The sequence below is a fragment of the Corynebacterium hansenii genome (assembly GCF_030408795.1).
Classification (GTDB): Bacteria; Actinomycetota; Actinomycetes; order Mycobacteriales; family Mycobacteriaceae; genus Corynebacterium; species Corynebacterium hansenii.
The window spans coordinates 1308843-1324431 of record NZ_CP047211.1; the positions used below are offsets into that span (position 1 = coordinate 1308843).

Here is a 15589-nt window from a genome sequence, read left to right on the forward strand (position 1 = left end):
TCACCCTGGTTGCGGCGGGCTTTCTCGCGTTTACCGTGGTAGAGTCTCCGCGATGCCCCGAGACGAAACGAATAGGGCGGCACCGACGATCGCCCTGGGGGCACGCCAAACGAAAGACGTGGTTTTTCCCCGCATGACCGATACCCAGTACGACTACGACGACAACGGCTACGACGACATCGTGGAGGCCGTCGCTGTCATCGACAACGGTGACTTCGGCACCCGCGAAATCCGATTCGAAACCGGCCAGCTGGCCCGCCAGGCCGACGGTGCCGTCACCGCGTACCTCGACGACGAGACGATGATGCTCGCGACGACGTGCGCGTCCAACAACCCCCGCGAGGGCTTCGACTTCTTCCCGCTGACGGTGGACGTCGAGGAGCGCATGTACGCCGCGGGCCGCATCCCCGGCTCGTTCTTCCGCCGCGAGGGCCGCCCGGGCCAGGACGCCATCCTGGCCTGCCGCCTGATCGACCGCCCGCTGCGCCCGACCTTCGTCAAGGGCCTGCGCAACGAGGTCCAGATCATCATCACCGTCATGTCCCTCGATCCGAAGGACATGTACGACGTGGTGGCCATCAACGCCGCCTCCGCCGCCACCCAGCTTTCCGGCCTGCCGGTTTCCGGCCCCGTCGGTGCGGTGCGCATGGCGCTGGTCGCCGACGACGCCCACCCGAAGGGCCAGTGGATCGCGTTCCCGACCGTCGACCAGCACGAGCAGGCGCTGTTCGAGATCGTCGTCGCCGGCCGCCTGGCCGACGACAACGCCGCCAAGGGCCGCGGCAAGTCCCGCAAGGCCAAGGCCGCCGCCGACAACGTGGCCATCATGATGGTCGAGGCCGGCGCCACCGAGCACGTCGCCGACCTGGTCGCCCAGGGCCGTCCGGCGCCGACGGAGTCCGTCGTCGCGCAGGGCCTGGAGGCCGCCAAGCCGTTCATCGCCGAACTGTGCCGCGCGCAGCAGTCCCTGGCCGGCGAGGCCGCCCAGGACGTGCGCGAGTTCCCGCTGTTCCCGGCCTACAACGACGACGTCTACGCCGCCGTCGAGTCCGAGGCCGCGAAGAAGCTGCCGGAGCTGCTGAAGACCCCGTCGAAACAGGACCGCGACGACGCCACCAACGCCTTCATGGACGAGGTCATCGAGACCCTCGAGCCGCAGTTCCCGGAGCGCGGCAAGGAGATCGCCGCCGCGTACAACGGCCTGATGAAGTCGATCGTGCGCGACATGATCCTCACCGACGGCTTCCGCATCGACGGCCGCGCCACCGACGCGATCCGCGACCTGGGCGTCGAGATCGAGCTGATCCCGCGCGCCCACGGCTCCGCGCTGTTCGAGCGCGGCGAGACGCAGATCCTGGGCGTCACCACCCTGGACATGCTCAAGATGGAGCAGCAGATCGACTCCCTGGGCCCGGTGGACTCCAAGCGCTACTTCCACCACTACAACTTCCCGCCGTACTCCACCGGCGAGACCGGCCGCGTCGGTTCGCCGAAGCGCCGCGAGATCGGCCACGGCGCGCTCGCCGAGCGCGCCATCGTGCCGGTGCTGCCGTCGCGCGAGAAGTTCCCGTACACCATCCGCCAGGTCTCCGAGGCCCTCGGCTCCAACGGCTCGACGTCGATGGGCTCCGTCTGCGCCTCGACCCTGTCGCTGTACAACGCCGGCGTGCCGCTGCGCGCCCCGGTGGCGGGCATCGCCATGGGCCTGGTGTCCGGCGAGGTCGACGGCGACACCCGCTACGTCGCCCTGACCGACATCCTCGGAGCCGAGGACGCCTTCGGCGACATGGACTTCAAGGTCGCCGGCACCTCCGAGTTCATCACCGCGCTGCAGTTGGACACCAAGCTCGACGGCATCCCGTCGAAGGTGCTGGCCGACGCGCTGGAGCAGGCCCGCGACGCGCGCCTGACCATCCTGGAGGTCATGGCCGAGGCCATCGACGAGCCGGACGAGATGAGCCCGTTCGCCCCGAAGATCACCACGATCTCCGTGCCGCAGTCGAAGATCGGCGAGGTCATCGGCCCCAAGGGCAAGATCATCAACGGCATCACCGAGGAGACCGGCGCGAACATCTCCATCGAGGACGACGGCACGATCTTCGTGTCCGCCACCTCCGGCGAGTCGGCGGACGCGGCGATCGAGAAGATCAACGCCATCGCCAACCCGCAGCTGCCGAAGGTCGGCGAGCGCTACCTGGGCACCGTGGTGAAGACCACCGCCTTCGGCGCGTTCGTCTCCCTCGTGCCGGGCCGCGATGGTCTGGTGCACATCTCGAAGCTCGGCGACGGCAAGCGCATCGAGAAGGTCGAGGACGTGGTCAACGTCGGCGACAAGCTGCAGGTCGAGATCGCGGACATCGACAACCGCGGCAAGATTTCCCTCGTCCCGGTTCAGGAGTGACCGGACCGGCGTCCTGACCGGCCATGACCGGTCATGGGGCCCCGCATCGCGTGACGCGCGATGCGGGGCCCCTTTTTCGTTGCGGTGACCTGGCCGGATGCGGTGGGACGGGCGTAAACTGTGCGCAAGGCGAAATTGTTCCCCCGTGTGGCCGAAACGACAGACTGGATATGACCAGTTGTGACAATCCGGTGCTATGCTTCATGTCAAAGGGATCACACCCGAAGCTTTCGCGTCAGGAGCGTCACAATGGACACGACCGGAGTGGGAGAAGCGCCGGAGCGCCCCCGCCACGAGCATCCGTTCATCGAGATCTCGGCGGGTGATTATCGCGCCGACATCTCCGCGTTCGGCGGCGGACCCCGTTCCCTCGAGTACGCCGGCCGCCCGCTGCTGGTCGATTACCCGCGCGGCGAGTTCCCGCCGCTGAGCGCCGCCACGCTGCTGGCGCCGTGGCCCAACCGAGTCGCGGACGGGGTCTTCATCCACGACGGCGTCGTCCACCGGATGCAGATCACCGAGCCGGGCCGCTCCAACGCGATCCACGGTTTCGTGGCCAACTGCGCCTGGGACTTCGTCGAGGCGGGGGAGGACCACGTCACCCTGTCCATCGAGCCGGGGCCGCAGCCGGGCTGGAATTGGCCGATGCGCTTCACGGTGCGCTGGAGCGTCGACGCCGACGCCGGGCTGCGTGCCGACGTGACCGGCGAGAACCTGGGCGCCTCCGCGTGCCCGTTCGGGTTCGGGTTTCACCCGTACCTCAGCGCCGCGGGCGCCGACCTGGCCGATTGCGTCCTGTCCGTCGACGTCGACCGCAACCTCCCGCTGGAACCCGTGCGCAACCTGCCCGCCGGCCCGGACGTCCCCGCGGACGCCGTGGTCCCGGGCCTCGCCGACGGGGTCCTGACCTCGGGCCTGTGGCTCGACCACTGCTTCGCGTCGCCCTCGCGTGACGACGCCGCCGACGCGGACGCCTCCGCCGCGCCACCCGCGCGGGCCCGCCTCGTGGGCCCCGACGGCGAGGGCGTCGAAATGTGGGCCGACGACGCGTTCGGGTGGTTCCAGATCTTCACCGCCGACCCCGCCCGCCGCGAGGGATTCCCCCGCGTCGGCAGGGCGTTGGCGGTCGAACCCATGACCTGCCCGCCCGACGCCCTGAGGTCCGGCCGCGATCTCATCCGGATCGGCGCGGGGGACCGGGTCGAATTGTCCCTGGGCATCCGCTCGACGGGCGGGCCGTCGTCGTAAAGCAACGGCCCCGAGAACTTTCCACCATCCACACGATCACCAAAGAACCAGGAGAATGCCGTGATTCAGGCTGAGGCCGCACTCCGGCTGGACGCGAGCTGGGTTGATTACTCGCTCGTCGCCCTCTACTTCGCATTCGTTCTGGGCATCGGCTGGGCCGCACGGTCCAAGGTGTCCTCCTCCATCGACTTCTTCCTCTCCGGCCGCTCGCTGCCGGCGTGGGTGACGGGTCTGGCGTTCATCTCCGCCAACCTCGGCGCCGTCGAAATCGTCGGCATGTCCGCCAACGGCGTGCAGTACGGCTTCCAGACCATGCACTACTTCTGGATCGGCGCGATCCCCGCCATGGTCTTCCTCGGCATCGTGATGATGCCCTTCTACTACGGCTCGAAGGTCCGCTCCGTGCCGGAGTTCATGCTGCGGCGCTTCGGCCCCGGCGCGCACCTGGTCAACGCGATCTCCTTCGCCGTCGCCCAGCTGCTCATCGCCGGCATCAACCTGCTGCTGCTGGCCAAGGTCGTCAACTCGCTGCTCGGCTGGCCGCTGTGGGTGACCCTCGTGGTCGCCGCCCTCATCGTGCTGTCCTACATCACCCTGGGCGGCCTGTCCGCGGCCATCTACAACGAGGTGCTGCAGTTCTTCGTCATCATCGCGGCCCTGCTGCCGCTGACCCTGATCGGCTTGCACAACGTCGGCGGCTGGAGCGGCCTGAAGGCCTCCATCGCCGCCGAGTCGCACTTCCACACCTGGCCCGGCACCGATATCTCCGGCTTCGACAACCCGGTCGTGTCGGTCATCGGCCTGACCTTCGGCCTCGGCTTCGTGCTGTCCTTCGGCTACTGGACCACCAACTTCGTCGAGGTCCAGCGCTCCATGGCCGCCGACTCGCTGTCCGCGGCCCGCAAGACGCCGATCATCGGCGCGTTCCCGAAGATGTTCGTGCCCTTCATCGTCGTCGTGCCCGGCATGATCGCCGCCGCGACCGTCACGCCGATCATGAACAAGACCGCCGAGCCCAACGACGCGATCCTGTACCTGATGCGCGACCTGCTGCCCAACGGCCTGCTCGGCGTCGCCATCGCCGGCCTGCTCGCCGCCTTCATGGCCGGCATGGCCGCCAACATCTCGGCGTTCAACACGGTCATCAGCTACGACATCTGCCAGGCGTACATCATCAAGGACAAGGACGACGACTTCTACCTGCGGTTCGGCCGCTGGGCGACCGTCGCCGCCGCCGTCATCGCCGTGTTCACCGCCCTGATCGCGAACAACTTCGGCAACGTCATGGACTACCTCCAGACGCTGTTCGGCTTCTTCAACGCCCCGCTGTTCGCCACCTTCATCCTCGGCATGTTCTGGAAGCGCATGACCCCGACCGCCGGTTGGGTGGGCCTGGTCCTGGGCACGCTGTCCGCCATCGCCTACTGGTCCATCTCCACCTTCTCGGGCGCCGAGGCCGCCGTGTTCAACCTCCCGGGCCAGGGCACCGCGTTCGTCGCCGCGTCCATCGCCTTCGTGGTGGACATCGTGTTCTCCATCGTCGTCTCCATGGTGACCAAGCCGAAGCCCGACCGCGAGCTCGTCGGCTTCGTCAAGTCCGTGACGCCGAAGGAGACCCTCACCGACGCCAACGAAGCCACGCTGCCGTGGTACCAGCGCACCGTGCCCCTGGGCATCCTGTGCATGGCCATGGTCATCGTTCTCAACATCGTGTTCGCCTAGGAGTGACTGACATGACCAACGCAACCCCCAAGAAGAAGGCCGCAGGCGCCTTCGACGTCCGGAACATCATCGGCGCGCTGCTGGGCCTGTACGGCATCGTCCTGCTCATCTCGGCGTTCCTCCTCGATCCGGGCATGAACCCCGACACGGGCCTGCCCAAGGAGTCCGCCTACAACACCTGGGCCGGGTTGGCCCTGGTGCTGGCGGCGGCGGTGTTCCTGATCTGGGCGAAGGTCCGCCCGATCATCGTCCCGGTCGACCCCGAGCCGGCGGATGACCTGCCGCACCACAACCCGCATCACCCCGATGCCGTGAAGGAGGCGTAGCCCGCCATGGCCGCCCATCCCTTCTCCACCACGCGGATGACCCTGGCCGACGGCCGCGAGCTCATCTACTTCGACGATTCCCCCGAATACGTCGAGGGCCGCGCCACCCGCAAGACCGTCGACGACCGTCAGCTGCCGGAGGCGGTGACGGAGTCCGAGCTGCGCCGCGATCCCCTCACCGGGGAATGGAACGTCTACGCCGCGCACCGCATGAACCGCACCTTCATGCCGCCGGCGAACGAGAATCCGCTCGCGCCGACGAAGCCGGGCGAGCTGCCGACGGAGATCCCCGCCGACGACTACGACGTCGTGGTCTTCGAGAACCGGTTCCCGTCGCTGTCCATGCACATGGACGTCCCGGAGGATTTCGCGGCGGAGGTCGACGGCGAGGGCCTGTTCCCGCGCCGCCCGGCGCTGGCCCGGTGCGAGGTCGTCTGCTTCACCCCGGACGTGTCCGCGTCCTTCCGCGATCTGCCGTACCACCGCGCCCGCACGGTGGTGGAGGCGTGGGCGCACCGCACGCGCGAGCTGTCGGAGATCGACGGCGTGCGCCTGGTGTTCCCGTTCGAGAACCGCGGCAAGGAGATCGGCGTCACGCTGCAGCACCCGCACGGCCAGATCTACTCGTACCCGTACCTGCCGGCGCGGGCGGCGGCGATCGCGGAGCAGAGCAGGAAGCACCTGGCGGACACGGGGCGTTCGCTTTTCGACGACGTCCTGTCCGCCGAGAAGCGTTCGGGCCGCCGGATCGTGGCGGAGGGCGAGCATTTCACCGCCTTCGTCCCGGCGGCGGCGAAGTGGCCGGTGGAGGTCATGCTCATGGCCAATCGCGACGTGCCGGACTTCGCGGCGCTGACCGATGAGGAGAAGGACGAGCTGACCCGCATGTACCTCGATCTGCTGGGCCGCATGGACCGGTTCTTCGAGGGCGTCGAGCGCACCCCGTACATCGCGTCGTGGAACCAGGCGCCGGTGGGGGAGGACCGCGAGCACGGCCGCCTGCATCTGCAGCTGTACTCGATGATGCGCTCGCCGGGCCGCATGAAGTTCCTGGCCGGCTCGGAGTCGGGCCAGGGCGCGTGGATCTCGGACACGACGCCGGAGCGCATCGCCGACCGGTTCCGCGAGATCGGCGGCGCGAAGTGGTCGCCGACGCGCGACGACGCCGCGGGCGCCGCCGATGCGGCCGATCTGTTCCGCAGGGCCTTCGGCACCGAGCCCGCGGGAGTGTGGGCGGCCCCCGGCCGCGTGAACCTCATCGGCGAGCACGTCGACTACGCCGGCGGCATCTGCCTGCCCTTCGCGCTGTCGCAGCGCACCTGGGTCGCGGTGTCGCCCCGCGAGGACGGGAAGTACCGCCTCGTGTCCTCGATGGGCGGGGATGACCCGCAGATCGCGGAAATCGGCGTCGACGAGGTCGGCCCCGGCAAACCGAAGAACTGGACCGGCTACGTGGTCGGCTCCATCTGGGCGCAGCAGCGGGCAGGTCTGCTGCCGGAGGACCTCGGCGGCTTCGACGTCGCCGTGACCTCGGACGTCCCGATCGGCGGTGGCCTCTCCAGCTCGGCCGCGCTGGAGTGCTCGGCGGCGCTGGCCGCATACGAGCTCACCGTCGGCCCCGTCGGCGGTCCCGCCGACGACAAGGGCACCGACGTGCGGTCCGGCCTCGTCGCCGCGTGCATCAGCGCGGAAAACGACGTCGTCGGCGCGTCGACAGGCGGCCTCGACCAGCGGATCTCGCTGTTCGGGCAGGAGGGCAATGCCCTGGCCATCGACTACGCCGACGATTCCGCGGTGCAGGTGCCGTGCGACCTGCCGTCGCATGGGCTGGCCATCCTGGTCATCGACACCAAGGCCCCGCACACCCTCGCCGACGGGCAGTACGCCTCCCGCCGCGGCGTCATCGACGCCGTTACCGAGGGGCTCGGCGTGGGCTCCCTGCGCGAGGTCGACGACGCCACCGCCGCCGCGGCCGAGTGGGCCTCGGCGAACGTCCCGAATGGCGCGGACGCCGAAGAATGGCGCAACGTCGTCGTCAAGCGCGTGCGCCACGTCGTGTCCGAGATCGACCGCACGGCGAACGCGATCGAGCAGCTGAAGGCCGGCGACATGGCCGCCTTCGGCGAATCGATGTGCGCCAGCCACGCGTCGCTGCGCGACGACTACGAGGTCACGTGCCCCGAACTGGATCTGGCGGTGGACACCGCCATGGCCAACGGGGCCGTGGGCGCGCGGATGACCGGCGGCGGATTCGGCGGCAGCGCCATCGCGCTGGTCGGGGAGGGCCACGTGCGGGCGGTGGCCGACGCCATCGCCGGCGCGTATGCGGAGGCCGGGTTCCGGCCGCCGGAGTTCCTCGTCGCGGTGCCGTCCGACGGTGCGGAAAAGGTCTCGTGACCGCATGATCTGATGAGCGGCGGCGCGGCGAAAGGCGCGTGACAAAGGGCCCGGGAGAATCCATGTGAGGCTTCCGGGCCCTTCGCCGTGCGAAGATCCGTTCGATCGGGTAGCGTCGGCGGCGAATCGAAAACGAGTGCGACGTCCCGGCGGGCGGGGCGCGCGTGATGGCACGGGCGAAGGCCCGCGCCGAAGGGGGAGGGTTCACGTGGTTTCGATGCGGGGAGACATCCGCGAGAAGGTCCGCAAGCTGCTCAATCAGGCGGAGGATCGCGCGGGCACGCCGGAGGGCGACGTGTTCCGCGACAAGGCGTTCGCGCTGATCGCGCAGTACGGCCTCGACCCGGCGAAGCTGGGCGATCCGGGCGATGCCGGCGCGGAGATGAAGGTGGTGGAGCTCGACATGTCGGGCGCCTACCAGCGCCAGCAGATCGCGCTGCTCAACGTGCTGGGGAAGGCGCTGCATTGCGAGGTCGTGTATTGGTCCGGCGGTGGGCGGGGTCCCGGCCGCGGCGCCGACCGGGGCACGCTGATCGGTGCCGCCAGGCACGTGGAGCGCGTGCGGCTGCTGTTTTCCGTGCTGTGCCCCCAGATGCTTGCGGGCGCGGCGCGGTTGCGGGCCGGCGAGGCCGCGGTGACCGCGCGGTGGCGCAGGTCCTACATGGTGGGGTTCGCCAATGTGGTGGGCGAGAGGTTGTCGGTGCAGGAGCGCAGGGCCGCGGAACGGTCGGATGATCGGGCCGGCGCGCGGGGCGGTCGCGCGACGGACACCGCCCTGGTGCTCAAGGACGACGCGCAGCGGGCGCGCGACGAAATGCGCCGCAGGTACCCGTTCCTGCGGCACACGACGTCGAAGGCCCGGCTGGACGGCGACGCCTACATGCACGGGTGCGCCGCCGGGCACGGCACCGATCTCGGGCAGACCAGGCTCGGCGGCACCCGGGCGCTGCGGGCGTGAGGGGGTATTGCGCGGCTCAGCCGGCGGCGATCATTCCAGCTCGATGCGCTTGCGGGTGCGCCTGACCCGGGTGGACAGGGCGATGGCGACGGCGCCGAATCCGACGCCGACCCACATGGACATCTTGTATCCGGCGATGGTCTCGTCGACGGCCGGAGTGGGCGAGGCCGCGATGGCCGCCGTCGTCGCCGCGGAGATGGCCACGAAGGTGGCCGTGCCCACGGCGCCGAAGACCTGCTGCAAAGTGTTGACCACCGCGGAGCCGTCCGGGTAGAGCTTCTGCGGCAAATCGCCGAGGCCCCACGTGAACAGCGGGGTGAACAGCAGGCCCAGGCCGATCTCCAGGCCGATGTGCGCGGCCACGATCCACCACAGCGGGGTGTTCAGTCCGATGAACGACAGGCCGAAAATGCCGAGGGTGACCATCGTGGCCCCCGGCGGCACCAGCGGGCGCGGGCCGAACTTGTCGTACAGGCGGCCGACGAACGGTCCCATCAGTCCCATGACCAGCGGGCCGGGCATGAGCATGAGGCCGATGGTCAGCACCTCGACGCCGCGCAGGGCGAGGTAGAGGGGGAGGATGATGATGACGCCGAACATCGCCAGCATGCCGATCGACAGCAGCGCGGTGGAGATCGCGAAGCTCTTCGTGCGGAACATCCGCAGATCCAGCAGCGCCGAATCCGTGCGCGCCAGGCGCACCTGGCGGAAGCCGAAGAGGACCAGCGACACCAGGCCGACGCCGAGGGAAAGCCACAGCTTCGCGCCGGCCTCGGCGCCGACGAGCGACAGGCCGTAGACCGTCATGCCGAAACCGACGGCGGACAAGGCGACCGAGAGCACGTCGATGCGCTTGTCGGAGCGCTCGCCGAACGACGGCAGCAGCACCGTGCCCACGACCAGCGCGAGGGCGCCGATGGGCAGCATCGTCCAGAACAGCATGTGCCAGTTGTTCGAGGCCAGCTTGAGGATCAACCCGGATACCGTGGGGCCGATGGCCGGTGCGACGGCGATGACGATGGACAGGTTGCCCATCATCGTGCCGCGGCTCTTCTCCGGGACCAGCCGCAGGACGGTGGTCATGAGCAGGGGGAGCAGCACGGCGGTGCCGGCCGCCTGGATGACGCGACCGACGATGACCACCGTGAAATTCGGGGACAGCGCCCCGATGAGCGTGCCGACGACGAACAAGCCCTGCGAGAGCAGGAAAAGCCGGCGCAGCGTCAGCTTCGAGATGAGGAAACCGGTGATCGGGATGACCACCGCCATGGTCAGCAGGAACGCGGTGGTCACCCACTGCGCCAGGGCGGCGGTGATGTCGAGATCGGCCTTGATCACCGGGATGGCGACGCTCATGACCGTTTCGTTGAGGATCGCGATGAACGCGGCCGCCAGCAGGACGTAGATGGCCGTGTACGGGGCGCGCTTCTTCGGCGCCCCCCGGTTGGCCGCGTCCGCGGTCGGGCGGGCTTCGCCGGCCGGACGGGGTTCGCCGGACTGGGCGGATTCGGCGCGGGACATGCGCCACTCCTTTCCCCGGTGTACCGGGACGCTTCAAGGATGGGTCGGGCACCGCGACGATGGTGTCCGCCCGGTGCCCGAATGAGGAAACTGCGTCCGCCCGCGAAAAGCGTGCGGCGCATCGAATCGGCTAAACATACGCCTACGCGGCCCACAATGCCAGTCCGATCCCGCCGAAACCGGAAAACGGCGGGTCGGCGCGAAGTCCCGGGCACGCGGCCTAGAGTGGTTGCACGGAACAAGACAGCAAGAGCGGCGGCCGCGCACGCGCCCGCCACGAGGGGAGAGCCAGGAGAACATGGGCAACATCAAGGTCGGCGTGCTCGGCGCCAAGGGCAAGGTCGGATCCACCATCTGCGAGGCCGTCGAGGCCGCCGACGACCTCGACCTCGTCGCCCGGCTCGACGCCGGCGACGATCTGGCGACGTTGACCGACGCCGGCGCCGAGGTCATCGTCGACTTCACCCAGCCCGACGCCGTCATGGGCAACCTCGAATACTGCCTGGCCAACGGCATCCACGCGGTCGTCGGCACCACCGGCTTCACGCCGGAGCGCCTCGACCGGGTCCGGGAGTGGATCGACGCCGGCGCCGAAGGACGGAAGCCCAACGTGCTCATCGCCCCGAACTTCGCCATCTCCGCGGTGCTGACCATGCGCTTCTCCGAGATCGCGGCCCCCTACTTCGAGTCGGCCGAGGTCATCGAGATGCATCATCCCCACAAGAAGGACGCCCCGTCCGGAACCGCGATCCACACCGCCGAAGGAATCGCGCGGGCCCGTCGTGAAGCGGGGCTGGGCGACCAGCCCGACGCCACCGAGCAGTCCCTGGACGGCTCCCGCGGCGCGGACGTCGAAGGCGTTCCCGTGCACGCGGTGCGCATGACCGGCGCCGTGGCCCACGAGACCGTCATTTTCGGCACCGAGGGCCAGTCCCTGACCATCAAGCAGGACTCCTACTCCCGCACCTCCTTCGTGCCGGGCGTCCTGCTCGGCGTGCGCAAGATCGCCGAGCACCGGGGGCTGACCGTCGGCCTCGAGTCCTACCTCGGCCTGTAAGGAAAGGGACATGCCCGAAATCGTGGGATTGAGCGCGCAGCTCATCGCCTCGACGCAGTTCGCGCCGCCGGCCGACATCGACTGGGAGACCGACGCCGACGGCGGCGAGGCCCTCATCGAATTCGCCGGCCGCGCCTGCTACGAAACGTGGGACAAGCCCAACCCCCGCACCGCCACCAACGGGGGATACCTGCGGCACGTGCTCGAAGTCGGGCACACCAGCCTGTTCGAGCACGCCTCCGCGTCGATCTACGTGCGCGGACTGTCCCGGTCCTGCGCGCACGAACTGACGCGCCACCGGCACTTCTCCTTTTCGCAGCTGTCCCAGCGGTTCGTCCCCGACACCGCCAACCGCGTCGTCGCCCCGGCGGTCATCGCCGAGGACCCGGAGCTGCTGGCGCTGTTCGAGGGAGTCGTCGACCAGTCCCGGTTCGCCTACCAGGAACTGCTCGACGCGCTCGAGGAGAAATGGGCGGGGGAGCCCAACGCCCTCCTGCGCCGCAAACAGGCGCGCCAGGCCGCGCGGGCGGTGCTGCCCAACGCGACGGAAACACGTATCGTGGTGACCGGTAACTACCGTTCGTGGAGGCATTTCATCGGAATGCGCGCCACGGAACACGCGGATTCGGAGATCCGGGCGCTGGCGGTTGCGTGCCTGGAGGAACTGCAGGCGGCCGCGCCGACGGCGTTCGGCGATTTCGAGGTCAACCGCCTCCGCGACGGCTCCGTCGTCGCGTCGAGCCCGTACGCATTTGAAGGATAAGCCGGGGCAATGCCCGGCACAGCGACACAGAACAGGTAGCCTCTCAACAATGACCACTGGATTCGCTTCGAACCGAGGCGTCGATGCCTACGGCACCGTCGCCGTCGCCATGGTGACCCCGTTTGACGCGGATGGCGCCCTGGACGTCGACGCAGGCGTGCGGTTGGCCGGCCATCTGACGGACAACGGCTGCGACTCGCTCATCCTCGCCGGCACCACCGGCGAGTCCCCGACGACGACCACCGAGGAGAAGCTGGAGCTGCTGCGCGCCGTGCGCGCCGAACTCGGCGACTCCGTCAAGCTGGTCGCCGGGGCGGGCACCAACGACACCGCGTCGTCCATCGAACTCGCGAAGGCCTCGGCCGACGCGGGCGCGGACTCGCTCCTGGTGGTTACGCCGTATTACTCGAAGCCGAGCCAGGAAGGGATCTACCGGCACTTCACCGCCGTCGCCGACGCGACGGACCTGGAGGTCTGCCTGTACGACATTCCGCCGCGCTCGGTCATCCCGATTGAAACGGACACTCTTTTCCGTCTCGCGGAGCATCCCCGCATCACCGCGGTGAAGGACGCCAAGGGCGACCTCGGTGCAGCGGCGCACATCATCGCCAACACGGATTTGGCCTGGTACTCCGGCGACGACGTGGTGAACCTGCCGTGGCTGTCCATCGGCGCCACCGGCTTCATCTCCGTCATCGGCCACGCCGCGCCCCGCAAGCTCGCCGACCTGCGCGCCCAGTTCGACGCAGGCCGGCTCGACGCCGCCCGCGAGACCCACGCTTCCATGACCCCGCTCTTCCGCGCCCAGGCCCGCCTGGGCGGGGTGAGCTTCGCCAAGGCAGCTTTGACGCTGCAGGGCATTCAGACAGGAGAACCCCGTTTGCCGCAGATTTCCCCGACACCCGAGCAGCGTGAACTGCTCGCCTCCGACATGCGAGAGGCCGGTGTCCTCTAAGTGACCGAGAATCGCAGCCGCCCCCGCAAGGTCGTCCGCAAGGCCGGACCCCCGCAGGAGGCGGAGATCGCACGCGCCGAGTCGCAGGCGCCCAAGAACGACGGCGGCAACGCCGACCGCGACTCCGGCCAGGGCTCGCAGCCCAAGCAGGACAAGGGCCAGGACAAGGCCCAAGATAAGGGACAGGACCGCTCCGGCGGTTCGTCCCGCGGCGGGCGCGGAGCCCGCGGCGGCCGCGGAGCGCGCGGCGGCCAGGAACGGTCCGGGCAGTCCGGCCAGGGCGGCTCCGGCCGCGGCGGTCGCGGTGGCCAGGGCCAGTCCGGCGGCAACAAGGGCGGTGGCCGCGGCGGCAACCGCAACCGCCGCAACGTCGTCCAGTCCATGCAGGGCGCGGACCTGACGCAGCGTCTGCCGGAGCCCCCGAAGGCGCCGAAGGACGGCCTGCGCATCGTGGCGCTCGGCGGCATTTCGGAGATCGGCCGCAACATGACGGTCTTCGAGTACCGGGACCGCCTGCTCATCGTCGACTGCGGTGTGCTGTTCCCGAGCTCGGATGAGCCGGGCGTCGACCTGATCCTCCCGGACTTCTCCTACATGGAGGGCAAGTGGGATCGCGTCGAGGCGCTCGTGGTCACCCACGGCCACGAGGACCACATCGGCGCCATCCCGTGGATGCTCAAGCAGCGCGGCGACATCCCGATCATCGCGTCCCGCTTCACCCTGGCCCTGATCCAGGCGAAGCTGCAGGAGCACCGCATCCGCCCGAAGACCATCGAGGTCACCGAGGAAGACCGCCTGCAGCGCGGCCCGTTCGACGTGCGTTTCTTCGCGGTCAACCACTCCATCCCGGAGTGCCTGGGCGTCGCCATCAAGACCGGCGCCGGCCTGGTCGTCCACACGGGCGACATCAAGCTGGACCAGACCCCGCCGGACAAGCGCCCGACCGACCTGCCGGCGCTGAGCCGCCTGGGCGACGAGGGCGTCGACCTGTTCCTGTGCGACTCCACCAATGCGACGACGCCGGGCGTGTCCGCCTCGGAGTCCGAGATCATCCCGACGCTGCGCCGTCTGGTGATGGAGGCCAAGCAGCGCGTCATCTTCGCCGCCTTCGCGTCGAACGTGTACCGCGTCCAGGCCGTCATCGACGCCGCCGTCGCCGCGAACCGCAAGGTCGCGTTCAACGGCCGGTCGATGATCCGCAACATGCGCATCGCCGAGGAGCTCGGTCTGCTGACCGCCCCGCGCGGCACGATCGTCGAGATGAACGAGGCGGCCCGCATGGCGCCGCACAAGGTCGTGCTGGTCACCACGGGCACGCAGGGTGAGCCGATGGCGGCGCTGAGCCGGATGGCCCGTCGCGAGCACCGCCAGATCACCGTCCGCGACGGCGATCTGATCATCATGTCGTCGTCGCTGGTCCCGGGCAACGAGGAAGCCGTCTTCGGCGTCCTCAACATGCTCGCCCAGATCGGCGCGAAGGTCGTCACCGGCAAGGACGCCAAGGTCCACACCTCGGGCCACGGCTTCTCCGGCGAGCTGCTGTTCCTGTACAACGCGGTGCGCCCGTCCAACGCGATGCCGGTGCACGGCGAGTGGCGCCACCTGCGCGCCAACAAGGAGCTGGCCATTTCGACGGGCGTGCCCGCCGAGAACGTGGTGCTGGCGCAGAACGGCGTCGTCGTCGACCTGGTCGACGGCCGAGCCCGCGTCGTGGGCCAGGTCCCGGTCGGCCAGCTCTACGTCGACGGCACGTCGATGGGCGACGTCGACGCCGACGTCCTGGCGGACCGCGCGGAGATGCGCGAGGGCGGCCTGATCACGGTCACCTCGGTCATCGACAACCGCACGGGCCGTCCGCTGGAGAAGCCCCGCGCCCAGGCGCGCGGTTTCGCCGACGACGTCAAGGAGGTCCTCGCGGAGGTCGAGAAGCTGGTCGACGAGACCATGTACGACCTCGCCGGTTCCGGGGAGAACAACCCGTACCGCATGGCGCAGGAGGTCCGCCGCCGCGCGGAGAAGATGATCAACCAGAAGTACCGCCGCAGCCCGATGATCGTCCCGACCATCGTGCCCATGTCCTCGGAGTCCGGCGACGTGGTCTCCGACGCGGACGTGGACGGCACCCGCGAGAGCCTGTAGGTTCCGCGCCGTCCCGGGTTCCGGCCCGGTTGTGCTTTGCGACGCCCCTTTTCGGCCTTGTGCCGCAAAAGGGGCGTTTTCGCGCCCGGCCGCGCTCCCGCC

Annotated in this window: 11 protein-coding genes; 10 read left to right on the top strand and 1 reads right to left on the bottom strand. The window is 69.3% G+C overall.

Annotated features, from left to right (window positions below; all coding sequences use genetic code 11):
- Window positions 1-133: 133 nt before the first annotated feature.
- The 6 genes from CHAN_RS05800 to CHAN_RS05830 all read left to right on the top strand — a co-directional run bounded on the left by CHAN_RS05800 (window position 134) and on the right by CHAN_RS05830 (window position 9052).
- Window positions 134-2401, top strand: coding sequence for a polyribonucleotide nucleotidyltransferase (locus tag CHAN_RS05800; protein ID WP_048739276.1), 2268 nt, complete (start codon window positions 134-136; stop codon window positions 2399-2401).
- 249 nt (window positions 2402-2650) lie between these two features.
- The gene (locus CHAN_RS05805) at window positions 2651-3649 is read left to right on the top strand and encodes an aldose 1-epimerase family protein (protein ID WP_290292779.1); all 999 of its coding nucleotides are present in this window, start codon (window positions 2651-2653) and stop codon (window positions 3647-3649) included.
- Between the two features lie 60 nt (window positions 3650-3709).
- Entirely contained in the window at window positions 3710-5371 is a 1662-nt protein-coding gene (locus tag CHAN_RS05810) for a sodium:solute symporter family protein (RefSeq protein WP_048739272.1), read from the top strand.
- 11 nt (window positions 5372-5382) lie between these two features.
- Window positions 5383-5697: an LPXTG cell wall anchor domain-containing protein gene (locus CHAN_RS05815; RefSeq protein WP_290292785.1), complete on the top strand. Its 315-nt coding sequence runs from the start codon at window positions 5383-5385 to the stop codon at window positions 5695-5697.
- Window positions 5698-5733: 36 nt separating this feature from the next.
- Window positions 5734-8094: a galactokinase gene (galK, locus tag CHAN_RS13735; RefSeq protein ID WP_435384056.1), complete on the top strand. Its 2361-nt coding sequence runs from the start codon at window positions 5734-5736 to the stop codon at window positions 8092-8094.
- Between the two features lie 217 nt (window positions 8095-8311).
- A complete protein-coding gene (locus CHAN_RS05830) occupies window positions 8312-9052 on the top strand; it encodes a DUF2786 domain-containing protein (RefSeq protein ID WP_290292787.1) in 741 nt (246 codons plus the stop codon).
- A 30-nt stretch (window positions 9053-9082) separates the two neighbouring features.
- On the opposite strand, the gene CHAN_RS05835 is transcribed toward CHAN_RS05830, so the two are convergent.
- Window positions 9083-10573 (bottom strand): MDR family MFS transporter, encoded by a 1491-nt coding sequence (locus CHAN_RS05835; RefSeq protein ID WP_290292790.1) that lies wholly within the window; start codon window positions 10571-10573, stop codon window positions 9083-9085.
- Between the two features lie 298 nt (window positions 10574-10871).
- Between CHAN_RS05835 and dapB the strand changes: the two genes are divergently transcribed.
- The 4 genes from dapB to CHAN_RS05855 are packed head-to-tail and all read left to right on the top strand — an operon-like array spanning window position 10872 to window position 15487.
- Window positions 10872-11630, top strand: a complete 759-nt coding sequence (gene dapB, locus CHAN_RS05840) for a 4-hydroxy-tetrahydrodipicolinate reductase (RefSeq protein WP_290292792.1) — start codon at window positions 10872-10874, stop codon at window positions 11628-11630.
- Window positions 11631-11640: 10 nt separating this feature from the next.
- On the top strand, window positions 11641-12393 hold the full coding sequence (gene thyX, locus CHAN_RS05845; protein WP_290292795.1) for an FAD-dependent thymidylate synthase: 753 nt from the start codon (window positions 11641-11643) through the stop codon (window positions 12391-12393).
- A 49-nt stretch (window positions 12394-12442) separates the two neighbouring features.
- Window positions 12443-13348: a 4-hydroxy-tetrahydrodipicolinate synthase gene (gene dapA, locus CHAN_RS05850; protein ID WP_048739264.1), complete on the top strand. Its 906-nt coding sequence runs from the start codon at window positions 12443-12445 to the stop codon at window positions 13346-13348.
- Window positions 13349-15487 (top strand): ribonuclease J, encoded by a 2139-nt coding sequence (locus CHAN_RS05855; RefSeq protein WP_290292799.1) that lies wholly within the window; start codon window positions 13349-13351, stop codon window positions 15485-15487.
- Window positions 15488-15589: the final 102 nt, after the last annotated feature.

What these genes read in the sequence shown, in the direction of transcription:
- CHAN_RS05800 (WP_048739276.1), top strand. Translation starts at nt 134, where the DNA reads ATGACCGATACCCAGTACGACTACGACGACAACGGCTACGACGACATC.
- CHAN_RS05805 (WP_290292779.1), top strand. Translation starts at nt 2,651, where the DNA reads ATGGACACGACCGGAGTGGGAGAAGCGCCGGAGCGCCCCCGCCACGAG.
- CHAN_RS05815 (WP_290292785.1), top strand. Translation starts at nt 5,383, where the DNA reads ATGACCAACGCAACCCCCAAGAAGAAGGCCGCAGGCGCCTTCGACGTC.
- galK (WP_435384056.1), top strand. Translation starts at nt 5,734, where the DNA reads ATGACCCTGGCCGACGGCCGCGAGCTCATCTACTTCGACGATTCCCCC.
- CHAN_RS05830 (WP_290292787.1), top strand. Translation starts at nt 8,312, where the DNA reads ATGCGGGGAGACATCCGCGAGAAGGTCCGCAAGCTGCTCAATCAGGCG.
- CHAN_RS05835 (WP_290292790.1), bottom strand. Translation starts at nt 10,573, where the DNA reads ATGTCCCGCGCCGAATCCGCCCAGTCCGGCGAACCCCGTCCGGCCGGC.
- dapB (WP_290292792.1), top strand. Translation starts at nt 10,872, where the DNA reads ATGGGCAACATCAAGGTCGGCGTGCTCGGCGCCAAGGGCAAGGTCGGA.
- thyX (WP_290292795.1), top strand. Translation starts at nt 11,641, where the DNA reads ATGCCCGAAATCGTGGGATTGAGCGCGCAGCTCATCGCCTCGACGCAG.
- dapA (WP_048739264.1), top strand. Translation starts at nt 12,443, where the DNA reads ATGACCACTGGATTCGCTTCGAACCGAGGCGTCGATGCCTACGGCACC.